Genomic DNA, 22,058 nt, shown 5'->3' on the forward strand with positions numbered 1-22,058 from the left:
TGATCCGTGAGGGGAGGATGCGCATGGCATCTCCGGGCGCTGTCCGGATCGCGAACTGCTCCGGTTTCTACGGTGACCGGCATTCGGCGATGCGCGAGATGCTGATCGGCGGTGAGATCGATTTCCTCACCGGCGACTACCTGGCCGAGCTGACCATGCTGATCCTGGGTCGCGACCGGATGAAGAACCCCGACCGCGGCTATGCGAAGACGTTTCTCACCCAGCTCGAAGAATGCCTGGGCGTGGCTCACGAGCGCGGTGTGCGCGTCGTCGCCAACGCCGGTGGCCTGAACCCGGCCGGACTGGCAGCGGCGGTGCGCGCCCTGGCCGAGCGGCTGGGCGTCCCGGTCCGGGTCGCCCATGTCGAGGGTGACGACCTGCAACCCCGGGCGGCCGAGCTGGGTCTGGGTTCGCCGCTGACGGCCAATGCCTACCTGGGCGGCTGGGGCATCGCGGACTGCCTCAACGCCGGCGCCGACGTGGTGGTCACCGGACGGGTCACCGACGCCTCGGTGATCGTCGGTTCGGCGGCCGCGCACTTCGATTGGCGCCGCACCGACTACGACCAGCTGGCCGGGGCGGTGGTGGCCGGTCACGTCATCGAGTGTGGCACCCAGGCCACCGGCGGGAACTTCTCGTTCTTCACCGAGGTGGCGGACCTGACCTACCCGGGTTTCCCGCTCGCCGAGGTGTATGCCGACGGTTCGTCGGTCATCACCAAGCACGCCGGCACCGGTGGTCTGGTGAGCGTCGACACGATCACCGCGCAGTTGCTCTACGAGGTCACCGGCGCCCGCTACGCGAACCCGGATGTGACGGCCCGGCTGGACTCCATCTCGTTGTCCAGCGACGGCCCGGACCGGGTGCGGATCAGCGGCGTTGTCGGCGAACCACCGCCGCCGACGCTGAAGGTGTCGCTGAACAGCATCGGCGGATTCCGCAACGCCATGACCTTCGTGTTGACCGGGCTGGACATCGAGGCCAAGGCGGAGTTGGTGCGCCACCAGCTCGAGGCCACCTTGACCGTCAAGCCGGCCGAGCTGGACTGGACACTGTCGCGCACCGACCGTCCCGACGCCGACACCGAAGAGACCGCCAGCGCGCTGCTCAGCTGCGTGGTCCGCGACCCCGACCCCGCCAACGTGGGACGCAAATTCTCCGCTGCGGCAGTCGAATTGGCGCTGGCCAGCTACCCGGGGTTCACCGCCACCACCCCGCCCGGTGACGGCCAGGTGTACGGGGTGTTCACCCCCGGTTACGTCGACGCCGCCCTGGTGCCCCACGTCGCGGTCCACGCCGACGGCACCCGGACCGACATTCCCTGCGCCATCGAGACTTTGACCTTGGAACCGGCCGATGCGCCAGCTCTGCCCGAGCCGTGGCCGGCCGGACCGACCCGGCGCGTCCCGCTGGGCCTGATCGCCGGCGCCCGCAGCGGCGACAAGGGCGGCTCGGCGAACGTGGGTGTGTGGGTGCGCACCGACGACCAGTGGCGCTGGCTGGCCCACACGCTGACCGTGGAGTTACTCAAAGAGCTGCTGCCCGAAGCGGCGCCGCTGCAGGTCACCCGCCACGTGCTGGCGAACCTGCGGGCGGTGAACTTCGTCATCGAGGGAATTCTCGGTCAGGGCGTCGCCTACCAGGCGCGCTTCGACCCGCAGGCCAAGGGGCTGGGTGAATGGTTGCGCAGCCGTCACGTCGACATGCCGGAAAGTTTTCTATGAGCATCTGGACCACACCCGAGCGCGAACAGCTGCGCAAGACCACGAGGTCATTCGTCGAACGGGAGATCCTGCTCAACGTCGCCGAGTGGGAACGCTTCGGTGACCTGCCCCGCGCCTTGCACCTGCGCGCCGGGGAAGCCGGGCTGCTGGGTGCCAACTTCCCCGAAGCCGTCGGCGGCGGCGGGGGCGACGGCGCCGACGCGGTGGTCATTTGCGAAGAGTTCCACCAATCCGGCGCTCCCGGTGGGGTTTTCGCTTCGCTGTTCACCTGCGGCATCGCCGTGCCGCACATCATCGCCACCGGTGACCAGAGGTTGATCGACACCTACGTGCGTCCGACGCTGGCCGGTGCGAAGATCGGCGCGCTGGCCATCACCGAACCCGGTGGCGGCTCCGACGTCGGGCACCTGCGCACGTCCGCGGTGCGCGACGGCGACCACTTCGTGATCAACGGCGCCAAGACCTACATCACCTCCGGGGTGCGGGCCGACTTCGTGGTCACCGCGGTGCGCACCGGAGGACCCGGCGCGGCGGGGGTGTCGCTGATCGTCGTCGACAAGGGCACACCCGGTTTCGAGGTCACCCGCAAGCTGGACAAGATGGGCTGGCGGTCCTCCGACACCGCGGAGCTGTCCTACACCGATGTCCGGGTACCGGCGGCAAACCTGGTCGGCGCGGAGAACAGCGGCTTCGGTCAGATCGCGCAGGCCTTCGTCTCCGAGCGCATCGGGCTTGCCGCCCAGGCATATTCGAGTGCGCAGCGGTGTTTGGACATCACCGCCCAGTGGTGCCGGGACCGGGAGACCTTCGGCCGGCCGTTGATCTCCCGGCAGGCGGTGCAGAACACGCTGGCCGAGATGGCCCGCCGGGTCGACGTGGCCCGGGTGTATTCGCGCAACGTGGTGGAGCGTCAGTTGGCGGGTGAGACGAACCTGATCGCGCAGGTGTGTTTCGCCAAGAACACCGCGGTCGAAGCGGGTGAGTGGGTGGCCAACCAGGGCGTTCAATTGTTCGGCGGCATGGGCTATATGGCTGAATCCGAGATCGAACGCCAGTATCGGGACATGCGGATCCTGGGTATCGGCGGCGGAACCACTGAGATCATGACCGCACTGGCCGCCAAACTCCTGGGGTATCAACAATGATCACAGTTACCTATCGCGGCGCTCTGCATCGTCGGAGTTGGCAATGACCACACTGCAGTCCACCCTGGATCCCACCGGTGCGGCCTTTGCCGAAGCGGCGGCCGCGACCACCACCAAGCTCGACGAGATCGCTGCCGAGTTCGCCAACGCAATCGACGGCGGCGGCCCCAAATATGTTGAACGCCACCATGCCCGCGGCAAGCTCACGGCACGCGAACGTATCGAGCTACTCGTCGACGCCGACTCACCATTTCTCGAGTTGAGCCCACTGGCGGCGTGGGGCAGCGCTTTCCGAGTCGGCGCCAGCACGGTTACCGGAATCGGGGTGATCGAAGGCGTCGAATGCATGATCGTCGCCAACGACCCCACCGTCAAAGGCGGCACCAGCAATCCGTGGACCCTCAAAAAGATCCTGCGGGCCAACCAGATCGCCTTCGAGAACCGGCTTCCCGTCATATCGCTGGTGGAGTCCGGCGGTGCGGACCTGCCGACGCAGAAAGAGATCTTCATCCCCGGCGGGCGGATGTTCCGCGACTTGACTCGGCTGTCCGCGGCCGGAATACCCACCATCGCACTGGTATTCGGCAACTCCACCGCGGGTGGGGCCTATGTGCCGGGAATGTCCGACCACGTGGTGATGATCAAAGAGCGCTCGAAGGTCTTCCTGGCCGGCCCGCCCCTGGTGAAGATGGCCACCGGTGAGGAATCCGACGACGAGTCCCTCGGCGGTGCCGAAATGCACTCCCGAGTCTCGGGTTTGGGTGACTACTTCGCGCAGGACGAGGTCGACGCGATCCGCATTGGACGCCGCATCGTGGCCCGGCTCAACTGGCGCAAACAGGGACCGACACCCAGGCAGGTAACCGAACCGCTGTTCGACACCGAGGAGCTGATCGGCATCGTGCCCGCGGATCTGCGGATCCCGTTCGACCCGCGCGAGGTGATCGCCCGCATCGTCGACGGCTCCGAATTCGACGAGTTCAAACCGCTCTACGGCTCGTCGCTGGTGACCGGCTGGGCCCAACTGCACGGTTATCCGATCGGCATCCTGGCCAACGCCCGCGGTGTGCTGTTCAGCGAGGAATCGCAGAAGGCCACCCAGTTCATCCAGCTGGCCAACCGCTACGACACGCCACTGTTGTTCCTGCACAACACCACCGGCTACATGGTGGGCAAGGACTACGAGGAAGGCGGAATGATCAAGCACGGCTCGATGATGATCAACGCCGTGTCCAACTCGAAGGTCCCGCACATCTCGCTGCTGATCGGCGCATCGTACGGCGCGGGCCACTACGGCATGTGCGGCCGCGCCTATGACCCGCGGTTCCTGTTCGCCTGGCCCACCGCCAAGTCCGCGGTGATGGGTGGCGCGCAATTGGCCGGGGTGTTGTCGATCGTCGCCCGGGCCGCCTCCGAAGCCCGTGGCCAACAGGTCGACGAGGAGGCCGACGCCGCGATGCGTGCGGCCGTCGAGGGACAGATCGAGGCCGAGTCGCTGCCGCTGGTGCTGTCCGGGATGCTCTACGACGACGGCGTGATCGACCCGCGCGACACCCGCACCGTGTTGGGAATGTGTCTGTCCGCCATTGCAAATGGCCCGATCGAGGGGACGTCGAGCTTCGGCGTCTTCCGGATGTGAGCGGCATGGGAATCACGAGAGTGCTGGTGGCCAACCGTGGCGAGATCGCCCGGCGGGTGTTCGCCACGTGCCGACGACTCGGGTTGGGCACCGTCGCGGTCCACACCGACCCGGATGCCGCCGCACCGCACGTCGCCGAGGCCGACGCCACGGTGCGCCTTCCGCAGACGACCGACTACCTCAACGCTGATGCCGTCATCGCAGCCGCACAGGCCGCCGGGGCCGACGCCGTCCACCCCGGATACGGCTTCCTCTCGGAGAACGCGGAATTCGCCGCGGCGGTGCAGGACGCGGGTCTGACCTGGATCGGACCACCCGTGGACGCCGTGCGCGCGATGGGCTCCAAGATCGAATCCAAGAAATTGATGTCCGGCGCCGGGGTCCCGGTCCTGGAAGAACTGGACCCGGCCACCGTCACCGAGGCGCAACTGCCGGTGCTGGTCAAGGCGTCCGCCGGCGGCGGCGGGCGTGGGATGCGGGTCGTCCGCGAATTATCGGCGTTGCCAGGCGAAGTCGAGGCCGCGCAGCGCGAGGCCCAATCCGCGTTCGGCGATCCGACGGTGTTCTGCGAGCGCTACCTGCCCACCGGACACCACATCGAGGTGCAGGTGATGGCCGACAAGCACGGCACGGTCTGGGCCATCGGCGAGCGGGAGTGTTCCATTCAGCGACGACACCAGAAGGTCATCGAAGAGGCGCCGTCGCCGTTGGTCGAGCGGACCCCGGGCATGCGCGAGAAGCTTTTCGAGGCAGCCCGGCTGGCCGCCGCCGCGATCGGCTACACCGGTGCGGGCACCGTGGAGTTCCTCGCCGACGACAACGGGGAGTTCTTCTTCCTGGAGATGAACACCCGCCTGCAGGTCGAGCACCCGGTCACCGAGGAAACCACCGGGTTGGACCTGGTCGAGCTGCAACTCGAAGTGGCCGACGGTGGCCGGCTCAGCGCCGAACCTCCTGCAGCTCAAGGTCATTCGATCGAGGCCCGGCTCTATGCCGAGGATCCGGCGCAGGGCTGGCAGCCGCAGGCCGGGGTGGTGCACGCGCTGCGACTGCCCTCGGTGCGCGCCGAGTTCGAGACCCTGGGTCACCGGACCGGCATCCGGCTGGACTCCGGCATCGTCGACGGCTCGGCGGTATCGATCTACTACGACCCGATGCTGGCCAAGGTCATCTCCTACGCACCGACCCGCCGGCAGTCGGCGCTGGTGCTCGCCGACGCGCTGGCCCGCGCCCGGGTGCACGGCCTGCGCACCAACCGTGAGCTGCTGGTGCACGTGCTGCGCCACCCTGCGTTCCTCGACGGTGCCACCGACACAGCGTTTTTCGATACCCACGGCCTGGCCGAACTCTCGGCGCCGCTGGCCGATGCCGAGACCGTCCGGTTGTCGGCGATCGCGGCGGCGCTGGCCGACGCCGCGCACAACCGCGCCACCGCCACGGCCTTGCCCGCGCTCCCCAGTGGCTGGCGTAACCTGACGTCGGGGTTCCAGGTCAAGACCTACCGGGATGACGCCGAGACCGAGCAGCGGATCCAATACCGTTACACCAGAACCGGATTGGCATTGCCCGACGATCCGAGCGTGCAACTGGTCGCCGCGTCGCCCGACGAAGTGGTGCTGGCGGAGCACGGCGTGGCCACCGGTTTTCGGGTCGCCCGCTTCGGGGACGACGTCTACATCGATTCCGCGCGCGGACCGGTGCACCTCGTCGCGCTACCCCGCTATCCCGAACCGGAATCGGCCGTCGCGCAAGGCTCACTCATCGCACCCATGCCGGGCAACGTCATTCGCATCGGGGCCGAAGTCGGCGCCACCGTCACCGCCGGCCAGCCGCTGATCTGGCTGGAGGCGATGAAGATGGAACACACCATCACCGCACCGAACGACGGCGTCCTCGCCGAACTCAATGTCCAACCAGGCCGGCAAGTCGAAGTCGGCGCTGTGCTAGCACGCGTCGAAGCACCCGAATCAGAAGGGGATTCCCAATGACCGAAACCAGCTTCATTGAAAGCGAAGATCGTCAGGCACTGCGCAAGGCGGTGCGCGAATGGGCGTCCGGCTACGGTGCCGACTACTACCTGAAGAAGGCTCGCGCCCAAGAGCACACCAACGAATTGTGGACTGAGGCAGGCAAACTCGGCTTTCTCGGGGTGAATCTGCCCGAGGAGTACGGCGGTGGCGGTGCCGGCATGTACGAGCTGTCACTGGTGATGGAGGAGATGGCAGCGGCGGGCAGCGCGTTGCTGCTGATGGTGGTCTCGCCCGCCATCAACGGCACCATCATCAGCAAGTTCGGCACCGAAGAACAGAAGAAGCGTTGGGTGCCCGCCATCGCCGACGGTTCCTTGACCATGGCGTTCGCCATCACCGAACCCGACGCCGGCTCCAACTCGCACAAGATCACCACCACCGCCCGCCGCGACGGCAGCGACTGGATCCTCAAGGGGCAGAAGGTCTACATCTCCGGTGTCGACCAGGCGCAGGCGGTATTGGTGGTGGGCCGGACCGAAGAGGCCAAGACCGGCAAGCTGCGCCCGGCGTTGTTCGTGGTGCCCACCGATGCTCCGGGCTTCACCTTCACGCCCATCGATATGGAGATCATCAGTCCCGAGCGTCAGTTCCAGGTGTTTCTGGACGATGTGCGACTGCCCGCCGACGCGCTGGTCGGCGCCGAAGACGCCGCCATCGCACAGCTGTTCGCCGGGCTGAACCCGGAACGCATCATGGGCGCGGCCAGCGCCGTCGGCATGGGACGTTTCGCGCTGGACAAGGCAGTCGAATACGTCAAGACCCGCCAGGTCTGGGGCACTCCGATCGGCGCGCACCAGGGGCTGGCGCACCCGTTGGCGCAGTGTCACATCGAGGTGGAACTGGCCAAGCTGATGATGCAGAAGGCGGCGACGCTCTATGACGCCGGCGACGACGGTGGCGCCGCCCAGGCGGCCAACATGGCCAAGTACGCAGCCGGCGAGGCCTCGACGCGCGCGGTCGACCAGGCCGTGCAGTCCATGGGTGGCAATGGGCTGACCAAGGAGTACGGCGTGGCCGCCATGCTGACCGCATCCCGGCTGGCGCGGATCGCGCCGATCAGCCGGGAAATGGTGCTCAACTTCGTCGCTCAGACCTCGCTCGGTCTGCCCCGTTCGTACTGATGGACACCCTCGTCGAGTACGCCCGCGACGGTGCGGCCGCCAGGCTGACGCTGAACTCGCCGCACAACCGCAACGCCCTGTCGACCGCCCTGGTCAGCCAACTCCACGACGGCCTGCGGGCCGCCGCCCAAGACCCGGCGGTGCGGGTGGTGGTACTCGGCCATGCCGGTGGCACGTTCTGCGCGGGCGCCGACCTCAGCCAGGGCGCCAGCGGCGACCCCTTCGACCTCGCCGTGGCGCGGGCACAGGAGATGACCAACCTGCTGCGCGCGATCGTCGCCTCGCCGTTGCCGGTGATCGGTGCCATCAACGGGCACGTGCGCGCAGGGGGGTTCGGTCTGATCGGCGCGTGCGACATGGTGGTCGCGGGACCCCGCAGCACCTTTGCCTTGACCGAAGCCCGGATCGGGGTCGCCCCGGCGATCATCTCGCTGACGTTGCTGCCGAAACTTTCCGCCCGGGCGGCAGCCCGCTATTACCTCACCGGTGAAACGTTCGGCGCCAGCGAAGCCGCCGAGATCGGGTTGATCAGCCTGGCCGCCGACGACGTGGACGCCGCGGTGGCCGGGCTGGTCGCCGACGTCAGCCGCGGGTCTCCGCAGGGTCTGGCGGCGTCCAAGGCGCTGACCACCGCCGCCGTGCTCGAGGGGTTCGACCGCGACGCACAGCGGCTCACCGAGGAATCGGCCCGATTGTTCGTCTCCGAGGAAGCCCGCGAAGGCATGCTCGCATTTCTGCAGAAACGCGCGCCGAGCTGGGCTTCTTCGTCCTGAGACGGCGTTTCGCAGCGGACGAACGTTGCAGTTTAGCCAACACCTCTTGCAGCAAAATCGTGAAGTCGTAAGCTCGCGGGTGAGATGACCAACCCAGCCCAGCATGACGTTCAAACCTCGCGCGACGATATGGCGCGCGCGGCCGACACCGACCGCATCCAAGTCGCGCAGTTGCTGGCCTACGCGGCCGAACAGGGACGCCTGCAACTCAACGACTACGAAGATCGGCTAACCAAGGCCTACGCGGCGACGACCTATCAGGAGCTCGACGAACTGCGCGCCGACCTGCCCGGTACGGCAGTGAGCTCGCGCCGCGGCGGCAAATGCAATCCGGCGCCGTCGACGTTGCTGCTGGCCATCATGAGCGGCTTCGAGCGCCGCGGCCGGTGGAACGTGCCGAAGAAGCTGACCACCGTCACATTCTGGGGCAACGGTGTGGTCGATCTGCGTTACGCCGACTTCACCTCCACCGAGGTCGAGATCAGGGCGTACTCGATCATGGGCGCCCAGACCATCCTGTTGCCACCGGAGGTCAACGTCGAGATCGACGGCCGGGGGATCATGGGCAACTTCGATCAATCGGTGGTCGCCGGGGGCAGCCCGGGAGCGCCGAACGTGCGGATCCGCGGGTTCTCCTTCTGGGGCGGCGTGGGAATCCGGCGCAAGGCGCGCAAACCGCGCAAGTAATCCACAACGCCATTTCGGTATCCACACGGGCCACTCCTGGTGAGTGGTCCGCTGTTTTGCGCGCTGCCAATCTTTCGCCCAAAGTCACCTCGGCAGACGGGCAGATATGGCAGAACAACTACGGGCGATTCCCGACGAGCTCATCCGGGTCGGCACCGCGCTGGCCGACCACGGTCAGGTGTTGTGGAACCTGCAACAGGTGTGCCACCGCGACGCCGACGGTGCCCGGGCGGGGTGGGTGGGTTCCTCGGCTACCGCCTTATCGACGTTGCTGGACCATTGGGCGGCGGCCAGCGATGTGCACATCAGCCGACTCGGCGAACATTCCGTCGGCTTGCATGTCACCGCCGGCGGTTTCGCCGAGTCCGAGCAGCACAGCGCTGCGCGCCTGGCCGGCCCGTCGGCGTCATGACGGTCACTCTGGCCGACGTCGACCGCTGGGATCCCGAGGCGATCCGGACGGTGTTCGATGCCGCGATCCGCCGCGCACACGGCACCCGCACCGCATCGGCCGCGGTCGCGGAGATGATGCGGCTGCTCAACTTCGGCGGTGTCGCCGCCGAAGCCGCGCAGGCGGCTACCCAGCACACCAACGTCGTCCTGGACGACCACGCCGGCGCCTGTGAAGCTGTCGCACGGGCGGCTGAACAATCCGCCGACGAAGTGACCGGCATCAAGTCTCGGCTGCGGGCGATGCGCGACTTCGCAGCGGAAAACCAGCTGGCCATCGACGACCAGACCGGCGCGGTCCTGCCACCGTCCAACGTGTATTCGCGGTCCGCCGCAGAACTGCAACGCATATTCGACGCAGCGCTGCGGCTGGCCGAAGACGTGCGCACCCTGCTGGCGGCCGCCGAGCTCGCCGACGAGGATCTGGCCGCGGCGATCCGCGGCACCGACGGCGACCTCTCGCCGACTCAGATCGACGCGCAACTCAGCCACCAGCTGCCTGCGGTCCCTGCGGTACCCCCGGACCACAGCACCGCCGATCAGGTGAGCCGGTGGTGGCATGCACTGCTGCCCGGCCAGCAGGATCAGGTCAGGGAATGCCTTCCGTCCGCCATCCGCAACCTCGACGGTATTCCGGTCGCTGTCCGCAGCCGGCTCAACAGGACTGAGCTGCAACACGAAATCACCCGGCTAGGGCAGGGATGGTACGACGGGGCCGGATACTGGCGCACCGATCCCGAGAAGCTGGCCGACCTGCAAGCGCTGCGGCACACCCTGGAGACCGTTCCCGAGTCCGGTCTGATTCTGCTGGACACCACGGGGATCCCGGGGAAGGTGTTGGCGGCGGTCGGAGTCGGCGATGTCGACAACGCCGAATGCGTGGGGGTCATGGTGCCCGGCCTGAACTCCAGAGTCAGCGCCACTGCCGCAGATTTAACCAATCAGGCTGCCCTGCAACGGGATAAGGCGCGCGACTTGCGGGCCTCGGCACACCGGCGCAACCCCGGTGCTGTCGCATCGATCGCCTGGTTGGGTTATGACGCACCGGACAGTCTGCGGGATGTGACGCACGACTGGCATGCCCGCGACGGTGCGCGCCGGTTGAACAGCTTCTACCAGGGCTTGGCCGCGGCGAGCAACGTTGCAGACCAACACATCACGGCGTTCGGGCACTCCTACGGCTCGCTGGTCACCAGCCTGGCGTTGCAGCAGGGTGCGCCGGTGAGCGACGTGGTGCTCTACGGTTCGCCCGGGGGTGAGCTCAGCAACGCCTCGCAACTCGGTGTGCAACCCGGTCATGCCTACTACATGATCGGTCGCGAAGACGTGGTGGCAGAGACCATTCCCGGCTTCGGCGCATTCGGCGCCGGGCTGCAGGACGTGCCCGGCATGGTGCCCTTGTCGACGGCCACGGGGGTAGCGCCGCCGAACGCGTACGGCGACGGGCAACTGCACGAGCGGGCCTACGGTCACTCGGATTACGGCCGGCTGGGCAGCAACGGGCAGCTGCGGATGAGTGCCTACAACATGGCGGCGGTGCTGGCCGGTCTGCCCGACGACCTCATCCGGCCACCCGCGCTGGGCCCGCGCTAGTCAGCGGCGTCGCCGCGACCGCAGGTAGTCGCCCACCACGGCGGCCCCCAGCCCGTCCAGGTCGGGCACCACGACGCGACCCTCCACCCGTCGGGCAACCTGATCGATGAAGCGGGCCAGGCCCGGATCGCTGCCCAGCCGGAAGATGGTGACCTGCGCACCCAGCCGGGCCATGTCGTCGAATCCGCGCACCGTGTGCGCGATGGTCCGCGGGTGCGGCGGGTAATCGAAGAAGACCGACGTGCCCTCGCCGCCGAGGTCCTCCAGGTGTGCGGTGGGTTCGCCGTCGGTCACCACCAGCAGCACGGGTTGCGCGTTCGGGTGGCGGCGCAGATGACGTCCGGCCAGGGCCAGCGCATGATGCAGGTTGGTGCCCTGTTCGTACACACCCTCCAGGCCGGTCAGCTCCGCAGCGGTGACGGTGCGGGCATAACGGCCGAATGCAATGATCTGCAGGGCATCCGAGCGGAACCGGGTGGACACCAGATGATTCAGCGCGATAGCCGTCTGCTTCATCGGCAGCCAACGATTCTCCATCACCATCGAGAACGAGGTGTCCACCAGCAGCGCCACCGCGGCCTGGGTGCGGGTCTCGGTCTCGGAGATCTCGACGTCGTCGACGGTGATCTTCAGCGACGGGCGGGCACCATCCAGCGTGTGGGTACCCGCTTGGCGCAGTACAGCATTGGTGAGGGTGCGGGGGATGTTCCACGGCTCGGTGTCCCCGAACTGCCAGGGCCGGGTCCCGCCGGTCAACTCCCCGGCCGCCCCCGCACGCCGGTGGTCGCGCTCGCCGTGCCGACCGGAAAGCTGTTGCGCCACATCGCGTAACGCGGTCTCACCCAATCGGCGCATCGCTTTCGGGGACAGCCGCCACTGTCCGTCGGTACCGCGATCCAGAAAGCCCTGGCTGAGCAGCGCGCGTTCGAGTTCGGATAACGTCCGGGCGTCGAGGGCAGCTTCCTCACCCAGTTGCCGGGCCAGCGCGTCGAGGTCGACGTCGTCCATCGTGGCGCCGGGATAGGCCTGCGACAGCTGCTCGGCCAGTTGTTCGAGCTCACCGATGTCAGCCAGCGCCTGGGCCCCCTCACCCATGCCGAACGGGTTGTCGCCGGAGAACTGCTGGGATCCGGTCCAGTCTTCGCCCGGACGCGCGGCCTGCAGGTGGGAGTCCAGGCGACTCAGTGCCTGCATCAACGACGGTGAGCCGAACGCCTGCTGCGCCAACGCATCCAGCTCGTCGCGCTGCTCTTGACTCAAACTGTTGCGGAATCGCTGCGCAGCGGCGGCCCGTTTTGCCAGCGAGTCCAGCAACTCGTCGACGTCCTTCGGGTTCTCCGGAAAGAACTCGCCGTGGGAGTCCATGAAGTCTTGGAAGTCCTGCTGGGTGTCCTCACCCCGAGAGTGCTTGTCCAGCAGGTTGTTCAGATCGTCGAGCATCTCGTTGACGCGCTGGCGGTCCTCGTCGGTGGCGCCGGCCAGCGCCTCCTTCATGCCGGCGAACCGCTGGTCCAGCATCTCGCGGCCCAGCAGGTCCTTGATCTGCTCGTACTTCTGCCGCGCCTCGCCGCTGCGCCAGTCGTATTGGGAAAGTTCCTGGACCGCTTTGGCGGGCGACGGCGGCAACGCCTCCAGTTGCAGTTCGCTGAACCGGGCGTCGTCGTCCAGGGCGCGGGCCAGCTCCTTGCGCTCGGCGAGCACGGCCTCATCCAAGAGTTTCTTGATGTCCTGCAGCGTGCCGTCTAAGTTATTGCGCCGCAGCAGATCCCGGCGGCGACGATTCGCTTCGGCGGCCAGCCGGTCGGCACCCCGCATGTTCTCGGTGCCGCGACGCAGCAGCTCGGACAGCGCCCGTCGCGGCGAGGTGCCCGCCATGACGTCCTGCCCGATCGCTTCGAGCGCCTCACGCAGATCCACCGGCGGAGCCAGCGGGTCGGGCCCGCCGGTGTACGCCGAATACCGCGCGGAGTGCCCGCTGCTAGCCATAGACGGTCTGCCCTTCCCCGGACACCTTGTCGACCCGCTTGGCCAGGTACAACGCCTCCAGAGCCAATTCCAATGCCGCCGCGCGCTCCCCTTCGGATTCCGCGCCCAGTTTCGCTGCGATCTTGTCCACCACCGGCAGGCCCGGCACGGCGGCCAGCACATCCTTGGCCGACACCCGCTCACCCGTCGTCACCGCGGAACCGCGTTCGACGGCGGTCACCAGGGTGGCGACGTCGATACCGCCCAGCACCCGCGACGCAGTGTCGGCGGTGGCGCGGCGCAGCAAGTGCTCCAGCACGGCCTGTTCGCGGCCCTCCTCGCCGGACTCGAATTCCAGCTTGCCGCGCAGCACGTCGATCACGGTGCCCAGATCGACCACCCGCGCCACCGGATCGGACTCGCCCAGGATCGCCGCGCGGTGCCGGGCCGCGGCGGCGACCGTCTCGGCCGCTGCGATGGCGAATCGGGCGGAGACGCCGGAGCGCTGATCGACCGAGCTGGACTCGCGCAGATACCGCGCGAACCGGGCGATCACCTGCAGCAGGTAGTCGGGAACCTGCGCGCTCAGGTGCGCCTCCTGGGCGATCACGCCGATCTCGGCGGACAGTTCCAGCGGATAATGGGTGCGGATCTCCGCACCGAACCGGTCCTTGAGCGGGGTGATGATGCGGCCGCGGTTGGTGTAGTCCTCGGGGTTGGCGCTGGCGACCACCAGGACGTCGAGCGGCAGCCGCAGCGTGTAACCGCGGACCTGGATGTCGCGCTCCTCCATCACATTGAGCATCGACACTTGGATGCGCTCGGCGAGGTCGGGCAGCTCGTTGACCGCCACGATGCCGCGGTGCGCGCGCGGGATGAGGCCGTAGGCGATGGTCTCGGGGTCGCCCAGGCTGCGCCCCTCGGCGACCTTGATCGGGTCGATGTCACCGACCAGGTCGGCGACGCTGGTGTCGGGGGTGGCCAGTTTCTCGGTGTAACGCTCACTGCGGTGTTTCCAGGCGATCGGCAGATCCTCACCGGACTGGGCAGCCCGCTTGATCGACTCCGGGGTGATCGGGGTGTAAGGGTGCTCGCCGAGTTCGGCCCCGGCGATCACCGGCGTCCACTCATCGAGCAGACCGGTCAGCGCGCGCAGCAGGCGGGTCTTGCCCTGGCCGCGTTCGCCCAACAGGACGAAGTCGTGGCCGGCGATCAGGGCCCGCTCCAACTGCGGAATCACGGTGTCGTCGAAACCCAGAATCCCGGGCCATACGTCGTCGCCGTCGGCCAGTGCGGTCAACAGGTTCTCGCGGATTTCCTGCTTGACCCCTCGCTCGCGATGACCGGAAGCGCGCAGCTCGCCGACGGTGCGGGGCAGATTGTTCGGTGAAGTCACCTCTCCACGCTACGGCGGTGCGATGGATTCGGCACAGGCGCGCTGGCCGGAATGCACTGAAGGCCGGAGACGGACGACAAGGGTTCAGTGCGCGAAGTGGCGCGCCCCGGTGAGGTACAGCGTGATCCCGGCGTTGGCTGCCGCGGCGGTGACCTCGTCGTCGCGCACCGAGCCGCCCGGATGCACGATCGCCTGGACGCCGGCGGCGGTCAGGGTCTCGAGGCCGTCCGGGAACGGGAAGAACGCATCGGAGGCCGCCACCGCGCCCCTGACCCGATCGCCGCCGCGTTCCACCGCGAGCCGGGCGGCGTCCACCCGGTTGACCTGACCCATGCCGACGCCGATGGTGGCACCGCCGGCGACGATGACGATCGCGTTGGACTTCACCGCCCGGCAGGCCCGCCAGGCGAAAACCAGGTCGGTCAGTGTGTCCGGATCGGCGGGATCCCCGGTGGCCAGGGTCCAGTTGTTCGGGTCGTCGCCGGGGGCGTCGAGCTGGTCGCGCTGCTGGATCAGCAATCCGCCGCTGATCGGCCGCAGTTCGTGGCCACCGGCCAGCGGTTCGGAGGCCACCAGCACCCGGATGTTCTTCTTGCGCGTCAACACCTCCAGGGCACCCTGTGCATAGGCGGGCGCCACGATCACCTCGGTGAAGATGGTGCTGACGTATTCCGCCATCTCGACGCTGACCTCGGTGTTGGCCGCGATCACGCCGCCGAAGGCGCTCAGCGGGTCGCATTCGTGGGCCTTGCGGTGCGCATCGGCGACCGACACATCGGAGATGGCGATGCCGCAGGGGTTGGCGTGTTTGATGATCGCCACACACGTTTGTTCGTGGTCGAAGGCGGCCCGCCAGGCCGCGTCGGCATCGGTGAAGTTGTTGTAGGACATCTCTTTTCCGTGCAACTGCTCGGCCTGCGCCAGACCCGGCCACGCCGCCGGGTCGGAGTACAGCGCGGCCTGCTGGTGCGGATTCTCGCCGTAACGCAGCGTCGCCTCGCGCTGCCAGTTGCGGGCAAAGAAATGCGGGAATTCCTGCGCGGGCTCCTCAGGCGCCAACGTCGACTGCATCCAGGTCGCGACGGCGATGTCGTATTCGGCGGTGTGCTGAAATGCCAGCGACGCCAACTTCTTACGCTCACCGAGGGTGAATCCCCCGGCGCGGACCGCGGCCAGCACACCGTCGTAGCCGCGTGGATCGGTGACCACGGCGACGCTGGGGTGATTCTTGGCGGCGGCGCGCACCATCGACGGACCGCCGATGTCGATCTGTTCGACGCACTCGTCTTCGGACGCCCCGGATTCGACGGTCTGGGTGAAGGGATAGAGGTTGACGACGACGAGCTCGAAAGCCTGGATGCCCAGTTCGGCCAGTGCCGCCTCGTGCTGGGGCTTGCGCAGATCGGCCAGCAGCCCGGCGTGCACCCGAGGGTGCAGCGTCTTGACCCGGCCGTCCAGCACTTCCGGGAAACCGGTCAGTTCCTCGACCCGCGTCACCGGAATCGCTTTATCGGCAATGGTTTTCGCCGTTGATCCGGTTGACACGATTTCGACACCGGCGGCCGCGAGACCTTGGGCGAGGTCGATCAGGCCGGTCTTGTCGTACACGCTGATCAGTGCGCGACGGACCGGTTTCTTGCCGATGCTCATGTTGTGCTCATCCCTAGGGTCGCCTTCCTCGCCGTCACCGTCACGCCGCGTGTCGCTATTGCGGCCACCACGTCCACCAGCAGTCGCCGCTCCACGACCTTGATCCGTTCGTGCAGGGTCTCCGGATCGTCACCGTCGAACACCTCGACGGGTTGCTGCGCCAAAATCGGTCCGGTGTCCACGCCGGCGTCCACCAGGTGCACGGTACAACCGGTGATCTTGACACCGTATGCCAGCGCTTCGGCCACACCGTGTGCGCCCGGAAAGGCCGGCAGCAACGCGGGGTGGGTGTTCAGGGTGCGCCCGTTGAACCTCGAAAGAAATTGCGGTCCAAGGATTTTCATGAATCCAGCGGACACCACCAGGTCTGGGCGGTGGGCAGCGGTGGCTTCGGTGATCGCCGCGTCCCAGGCATCGCGGCTCGGATAGTCGCCGACGCGCACGGTGAACGACGGTACCCCGGCGTCCGCGGCGACCCCGGTGGCCCGGCAGTCGCGATCCACCCCAACCGCCACGACGCGCGCCGGGTAGTCACCCTGGGCCGCATCCAGCAGAGAGTTGAGCAGCGATCCGGTCCCGGACGCCAGGACTACCAGCCGCGCCGGTGCACTCGGGGGCACACGGAGCGGTTCTGGCACACGGCGACAATACTCAACTCTCGCGCGGCTGTTCCTGTGGCTCCTCGGCGTCCTCGTCGCTGGGCGTTTCGTCCTCCTCGGCCAGATCGGCCGACTCCCCCGGCTCCAGATCGTCGTCGAACGATCCCAGCACCGGTTCGGCCACCGGTGTGGGTCTGGGCCGTCGCGGGCGCCGCCTGATCCCGCCGGCCATCACCACCGTCATCGCGCCAACGACCACGAACCAGAAGAGCGCGCCGAGGAACAGGCTGCTCAACTCCACGCCGACGTCACCGAAATTGCCCAACCGGCCACCCCCGCCGTACCCGAGCACCGTGATCGCCGATGCCCCCACCAGCGCGGCGACCAGCAATTTGGCGATCGCGGCGACCAACGGCAGCGCCCGGCGCGCGCATTGCTGCCCCAGTGCCACCCCCGAGGCCGCGCCGATGATCAGCAGCGCAACCCACACCGGCCCGAGGCGGGGGGTGGGCACGGCGGCCAGGATCGGCAGGGCCGGCACGTCGCCGCCGAACACCGTGAAGGAGCTGAAGGTCGCGTAGCCGATGTGCGCGCTGGACCCGACCGCGATCGCCGACGCGCCGACAATGACGTTGGGGGCGTACAACAGTGACAGCACCGTCAGATTGAACTGGCCCCAGATGGAGTCGGTGATTGCGAACAGGTCCTGCATGGTCGACCAATGGACCACCAGCGAGCCCGTCGTCACCACTCCGGACAGGCCCAGCAACGCCAGCACCCCGGCGACCGCGGCGCGTAGCGAATCGCCCAGCCATCCCGGCAACGGGGAGGCGGCCAGCGCTCGTCGTCCCACCCGGGACCACACCCCGATCGCGGCCCCGATGGCATGCACCACCAGCACGCTGGTGAACGCGCGCAGCGCGCTGGGCGTCTGCAGTTCGGTGAGCACCGAGGACGCGTCGTGGATGACCGCCAGCGCGATGGCCGTCATCAACAGCGGCCCGCCCAGTGCTGAGGCGATCACCCACCGCACCACCAGGAACGACGAGTATCGCGTGGTCGCCCGCGCCGTGGCGCGAGCCGTCCCCCACACCATCAACAGCGCCGGCAGCAACGGCATGACGCCAAGCTCGCGGCCGGCGATCGAGATCGGCACCTGGTGCACACCGAGCCACATGCTGGCGACGGCGCCGAGCGCACCGGTCATGTCGCTGTTGGCGATCAACAATTCCAGCAGCGTGACCGCGGCGATGACGACCAGCGCCACCACGGCGGGCGCAAACGCGACCCTGGCCAGGTCACGTGCCTGACGGGCACCCGCGGTCCGGTTGTCCTCGCTTGCCGACACCCTTGTCACTCTTCGCGCGCGAACCGGGCTGGGCGCGAGAGCGCAGGCTTAGACCGGTGCCCCACCAGGCGACTGCTGACCCTGCCCGTAGGACTGCGGTCCGCTGGGGGGGTTGGAGTAGTTGACCGGCGCTGAACCAGCCTGCGATCCGCCGCCGGCGCTGACCGGAGGTGGCGGGCTGAAGCTGGGGAACCCGGTGGGCGGTGTGTGACTGGCCGGCGGCTGGTGCTGCGGCTGGGACACCACCTGGGTGGCCTGCTGCGCCGGGAAGCCGCCGGACTGCGGGTTCGGTCCCGAGTAGCCGCCGTACTGCGACCCGTACCCGGGCGGCTGCGCCCCCTGGGCCGAGTTCGGCGCGGACTGCTGTGCACCCGGCTGACCGTAGTACCCGCCCGGCTGACCGCCGTACTGGCCATACTGTCCGTACTGCTGGTAGCCGCTGAACGGGTCATACTTGGGCCGCGGAGTCGGCGCGGTGATGACGCCCGCTTCCAGCAGCAGCGCGGCCACGGCCGCCACCGCCTGGAACACCACGCACGCCAGCACGATCCACAGGGCCCAGCCGGCGGAGTAAGAGTCCGGCCGACTGAACGTGAAGGAAATGACCATCAGCACGCTCACGACCGAGAGCACCGCAGATATCGCGACGTAACTCCTGGCCTTGGGTAGCAGTCCCACTCCGGCCAGCAGCGCTGCCACCACGGCCACCGGTACCGCGTAACCGACGTCACCGGACACGTCGCTGCCGATGCCGCCCATTTCAGACTTGAAGGTGAAGATCGGGCCGAAGCTGAAGAAGTAGGCCAACAGACCCAGCGCCGCCACCGCGATGGACAGGTACAGGCCGAGCTTGCTTTCCGCCGGGGTGGCGGGCTCGGCCTGCCCGGACGCTGCGGCCGGGGCGCCGGAACCGTAGGGGCCGGCTGGCTGGCCGGGCGGGTAGCCGGGGCTACCAGGCGATAAGGTCATGGACTCCTCCTGTTGCTTCCGGTGCCTTCGGCTGCCGGGCGGCGTCGGTGCGCATGCTGCCGTGCGACGCCATTCGATCAACCACGCTAGCGCACCCCGGAAAGTAAATGCCCGTAGCCGCGCGCCGCTGCCGGCCTGCATCTGCGCCGAGACGGCAGGGGCGGCTGCGGACAAAATTAGAACACGTTCTAAATTGAGGCATGGACTACGGCCTCGTTCTGTTCACCAGCGACCGCGGCATCGCCCCGGCGCCCGCCGCCAAACTCGCCGAGGAACACGGATTCCACACGTTCTACGTGCCCGAACACACCCACATCCCGATCAAGCGCGAAGCGGCCCACCCCACCACAGGCGACTCCTCGCTGCCCGACGACCGCTACATGCGCACGCTGGATCCCTGGGTGAGTTTGGGCGCGGCATCGGCGGTGACCTCCCGCGTCCGGCTGTCGACGGCCGTGGCGCTGCCCGTCGAACACGACCCGATCACCTTGGCGAAAAGTATCGCCTCGCTGGACCATCTGTCCGGCGGGCGGGTCAGCCTGGGCGTCGGCTTCGGCTGGAACACCGACGAACTTGCCGACCACAACGTGCCGGCCGGTCGTCGGCGCACCATGCTGCGCGAATACCTCGAGGCGATGCGGGCGCTGTGGACTCAGGAAGAAGCCGAATACGACGGCGAGTTCGTCAAATTCGGTCCGAGCTGGGCGTGGCCCAAGCCGGTGCAGGCGCACATTCCGGTGCTGGTGGGCGCAGCGGGCAACGAGAAGAACTTCAAGTGGATCGCGCGCAGCGCCGACGGCTGGATCACCACGCCGCGTGACATCGATATCGACGAGCCGGTGAAACTGCTCCAGGACACGTGGGCCGCTGCCGGGCGTGCGGGGGCGCCACAGATCGTCGCGCTGGACTTCAAGCCGGACGCCGAAAAGTTGGCGCGCTGGGCCGAGCTGGGCGTCACCGAGGTGCTCTTCGGCATGCCGGACAGCGACGAGGCCAAGGTTGCCGCGTATGTGGAACGGCTGGCCGGCAAGTTGGCTTCGTTCTGACCCTTGCGATCGATTTCGCGCCGAGCGTCACACCAGCGCGACCCCCAACGCCGAACGTCACACTGGCGTGAGCTCTCCCGCAAGCGGCGGCGCCCCCACGATCGGTTCGCGGGCCGAGCGTCACGCCAGCGTGACGCCGCACGCCGAACGTCACACTGGCGTGAGCTCTCCCGCAAGCGGCGGCGCCCCCACGATCGGTTCGCGGGCCGAGCGTCACGCCAGCGTGACGCCGCACGCCGAACGTCACGCTGGTGTGGCCCCCACGAGCGCCGGGGCGCCCCCGCGATCGGTTCGCGGGCCGAGCGTCACGCCAGCGTGACGCCGCACGCCGAACGTCACGCTGGTGTGGCCCCCACGAGCGCCGGGGAGGGTGGGATCGAGCGCCGGGGAGCCGTCAGCGCGGCAGGCAGCGGTTTCCGTAGTCGAACGACTTCACCTGCACGGCCGACCCGAGGGGTTCGCCGTCGGTCAGCAGCGAGATCAGGTCGTCGTCTTCGGTCGTTGCCAGGAAGCGGCTGCCGTCGGTGTCCAACCGCCCGATGACGATCCCGGTCAGGCGGCCGTTGTCGCGGCGCACCGTGTAGGTCTCGACGGTGCCGACGCCGTCGGCGTTCTCGGTCACCGGCACGCGGGGCGCACCATCGATCTGCGCCTGTAGCTCGGAGCTGCGATCCGCACGCCAGGGTCCCGGCGCGGTGGAATAGATCCCGACCGAATACTTGCTCTGAATGCCACCGTTGGCGCCGACGAACCCGAATTGTCCTGGCGCGCTTCGCATCCGCGCGACCGTCTCGGCCACGCCGTGCATCGAGTAGTTGTTGCCGGCGCCGCCGAAGAACGGCAGTCCACCGGTCAGCGTCAGGCCACGCGGGTCGTCGGGGGCGATGCCCAGTCCGTCGCAGATGTTGAAGACCGGCACCGCAAAGCAGCTGTACAGGTCGAACGTCGCGACCTCGTCGACGCCGATGCCGGCCACGTCCAGCGCCTCGCGGGCGGCCAGCACCGCCGACGGCGCGTGCCCGAGGTCCGGACGGTCGAGAAACGGCGGCGCTTCCAGGTCCGCGTGACCACGCAGGTACACCCACTTGTCTTCCGGCACACCCAACCTGCGCGCCGCCCCGACCGACATGAGCAGCGCCGCCGCGCCCTGGTTCACCTGGTCGCGGGCGACCAACAGTCGCGGATACGGCTCGGTGATCATCCGGTTGCTGTCGGTGACCGTGATCAGTTCGTCGACGGTCCGTTCCACCGGTGAAGCCGAAAACGGGTTCGCCGCAGCAACTTTGGTGAACGGCGCGAACAATTCCCCGATGCGGCGCAGATACTCGACCGGGCTAAGCCCGGTGCCCGCGCGGCGGGCGTTCTCCATCAGGGCGTACTGGGTCGGTGCGTCGACCAGACCGTGGATCACCATGTAGCGGTTGATCAGCTTTTCGATGCCGGACCCGCGGTCCTCCAGGTCCCCGTCGATGGTCTCGCTGAAGTCCGGCTTGTCCTCGCGGTCCGCGAAATACCGCAGGGTCGACGTCGCGTCCGACCCGAAGATGAGCGCGACCTCCGAGCGGCCGCCGGCGATGTCACCGGCCAGCTCGGTGATCAGGTGCTGAGGCCCCTGCCCGCCGATGATCTCCAGGATCGCCCGCCGCGGTTCGGCGCCGACCCGCTTGGCCACCGACCGGGGGTAGTTGTTCGATCGGCCCAGCGGGGCGGTGGCCACCGGTCCGGAGATCTCGAACTGCCGGATGGCCGCGATCGTGTCGATCTCGGCGGCGACAGCCTTCGCGTCGCAGTCGTCCAGCGCAGCCTGCGCCGCGGCGGCGGCCAATTCCACCGGCGACATCGCCCGGTAATCCGGATCGTCGATACGCTCGGCAGCCTGCCCGACGCCGACGACGACGGGCGTCCGCGGATCAAGATTCATAG

16 protein-coding genes and 1 pseudogene are annotated in these 22,058 nt (G+C 68.1%); 10 read left to right on the plus strand and 7 right to left on the minus strand.

Features of this window, described 5'->3' with window-relative positions:
• Nucleotides 1-23: 23 nt before the first annotated feature.
• From AC5Y3Z_RS12665 to AC5Y3Z_RS12705, 9 genes are all read left to right on the plus strand, one after another.
• Nucleotides 24-1,724 carry an acyclic terpene utilization AtuA family protein gene (locus AC5Y3Z_RS12665; protein ID WP_463827406.1) on the plus strand — a complete coding sequence of 567 codons (1,701 nt, stop codon included), beginning with the start codon at nucleotides 24-26 and terminating at the stop codon, nucleotides 1,722-1,724.
• On the plus strand, nucleotides 1,721-2,869 hold the full coding sequence (locus AC5Y3Z_RS12670; protein WP_463827405.1) for an acyl-CoA dehydrogenase family protein: 1,149 nt from the start codon (nucleotides 1,721-1,723) through the stop codon (nucleotides 2,867-2,869). Before AC5Y3Z_RS12665 ends, AC5Y3Z_RS12670 begins: the two co-directional genes overlap by 4 nt.
• Before the next feature lie 43 nt (nucleotides 2,870-2,912).
• Nucleotides 2,913-4,508, plus strand: a complete 1,596-nt coding sequence (locus AC5Y3Z_RS12675; RefSeq protein ID WP_463827404.1) for an acyl-CoA carboxylase subunit beta — start codon at nucleotides 2,913-2,915, stop codon at nucleotides 4,506-4,508.
• A gap of 5 nt (nucleotides 4,509-4,513) precedes the next feature.
• A complete protein-coding gene (locus tag AC5Y3Z_RS12680; RefSeq protein WP_463827403.1) occupies nucleotides 4,514-6,496 on the plus strand; it encodes an acetyl/propionyl/methylcrotonyl-CoA carboxylase subunit alpha in 1,983 nt (660 codons plus the stop codon).
• Entirely contained in the window at nucleotides 6,493-7,659 is a 1,167-nt protein-coding gene (locus AC5Y3Z_RS12685; RefSeq protein WP_463827402.1) for an acyl-CoA dehydrogenase family protein, read from the plus strand. The genes AC5Y3Z_RS12680 and AC5Y3Z_RS12685 overlap by 4 nt, the downstream gene beginning before the upstream one ends.
• Complete coding sequence (locus tag AC5Y3Z_RS12690; protein ID WP_463827401.1) at nucleotides 7,659-8,432, plus strand: enoyl-CoA hydratase family protein; 774 nt, start codon at nucleotides 7,659-7,661, stop codon at nucleotides 8,430-8,432. The genes AC5Y3Z_RS12685 and AC5Y3Z_RS12690 overlap by 1 nt, the downstream gene beginning before the upstream one ends.
• Before the next feature lie 84 nt (nucleotides 8,433-8,516).
• Complete coding sequence (locus AC5Y3Z_RS12695; protein WP_463827400.1) at nucleotides 8,517-9,119, plus strand: DUF1707 SHOCT-like domain-containing protein; 603 nt, start codon at nucleotides 8,517-8,519, stop codon at nucleotides 9,117-9,119.
• A 106-nt stretch (nucleotides 9,120-9,225) separates the two neighbouring features.
• Nucleotides 9,226-9,531, plus strand: coding sequence for a WXG100 family type VII secretion target (locus tag AC5Y3Z_RS12700; protein ID WP_463827399.1), 306 nt, complete (start codon nucleotides 9,226-9,228; stop codon nucleotides 9,529-9,531).
• Complete coding sequence (locus tag AC5Y3Z_RS12705; RefSeq protein WP_463827398.1) at nucleotides 9,528-11,162, plus strand: alpha/beta hydrolase; 1,635 nt, start codon at nucleotides 9,528-9,530, stop codon at nucleotides 11,160-11,162. Before AC5Y3Z_RS12700 ends, AC5Y3Z_RS12705 begins: the two co-directional genes overlap by 4 nt.
• Here the strand turns inward: AC5Y3Z_RS12705 and AC5Y3Z_RS12710 are convergent, their stop codons facing one another.
• The 6 genes and pseudogenes from AC5Y3Z_RS12710 to AC5Y3Z_RS12735 all read right to left on the minus strand — a co-directional run bounded on the left by AC5Y3Z_RS12710 (nucleotide 11,163) and on the right by AC5Y3Z_RS12735 (nucleotide 19,089).
• The gene (locus AC5Y3Z_RS12710; RefSeq protein ID WP_463827397.1) at nucleotides 11,163-13,148 is read right to left on the minus strand and encodes a vWA domain-containing protein; all 1,986 of its coding nucleotides are present in this window, start codon (nucleotides 13,146-13,148) and stop codon (nucleotides 11,163-11,165) included.
• Complete coding sequence (locus AC5Y3Z_RS12715; RefSeq protein ID WP_463827396.1) at nucleotides 13,141-14,523, minus strand: sigma 54-interacting transcriptional regulator; 1,383 nt, start codon at nucleotides 14,521-14,523, stop codon at nucleotides 13,141-13,143. Before AC5Y3Z_RS12715 ends, AC5Y3Z_RS12710 begins: the two co-directional genes overlap by 8 nt.
• An 84-nt stretch (nucleotides 14,524-14,607) precedes the next feature.
• Nucleotides 14,608-16,173: a bifunctional phosphoribosylaminoimidazolecarboxamide formyltransferase/IMP cyclohydrolase gene (gene purH / locus AC5Y3Z_RS12720; protein ID WP_463827395.1), complete on the minus strand. Its 1,566-nt coding sequence runs from the start codon at nucleotides 16,171-16,173 to the stop codon at nucleotides 14,608-14,610.
• Nucleotides 16,170-16,811 (minus strand): phosphoribosylglycinamide formyltransferase, encoded by a 642-nt coding sequence (gene purN, locus AC5Y3Z_RS12725; protein WP_463827394.1) that lies wholly within the window; start codon nucleotides 16,809-16,811, stop codon nucleotides 16,170-16,172. The genes purH and purN overlap by 4 nt, the downstream gene beginning before the upstream one ends.
• Nucleotides 16,812-16,956: 145 nt before the next feature.
• Nucleotides 16,957-18,129: pseudogene (locus AC5Y3Z_RS12730) on the minus strand (cell division protein PerM); the annotation flags it as partial.
• Between the two features lie 39 nt (nucleotides 18,130-18,168).
• Nucleotides 18,169-19,089, minus strand: a complete 921-nt coding sequence (locus tag AC5Y3Z_RS12735; protein ID WP_463827393.1) for a DUF5336 domain-containing protein — start codon at nucleotides 19,087-19,089, stop codon at nucleotides 18,169-18,171.
• A gap of 200 nt (nucleotides 19,090-19,289) precedes the next feature.
• Here AC5Y3Z_RS12735 and AC5Y3Z_RS12740 point away from each other — a divergent pair, with 200 nt between their 5' ends.
• On the plus strand, nucleotides 19,290-20,135 hold the full coding sequence (locus tag AC5Y3Z_RS12740; protein ID WP_463827392.1) for an LLM class F420-dependent oxidoreductase: 846 nt from the start codon (nucleotides 19,290-19,292) through the stop codon (nucleotides 20,133-20,135).
• A 394-nt stretch (nucleotides 20,136-20,529) separates the two neighbouring features.
• Here AC5Y3Z_RS12740 and AC5Y3Z_RS12745 read toward each other — a convergent pair whose 3' ends face one another.
• Nucleotides 20,530-22,056 carry an acetyl-CoA acetyltransferase gene (locus tag AC5Y3Z_RS12745; protein ID WP_463827391.1) on the minus strand — a complete coding sequence of 509 codons (1,527 nt, stop codon included), beginning with the start codon at nucleotides 22,054-22,056 and terminating at the stop codon, nucleotides 20,530-20,532.
• Nucleotides 22,057-22,058: the final 2 nt, after the last annotated feature.

Source organism: Mycobacterium sp. NGS61 (assembly GCF_059812325.1).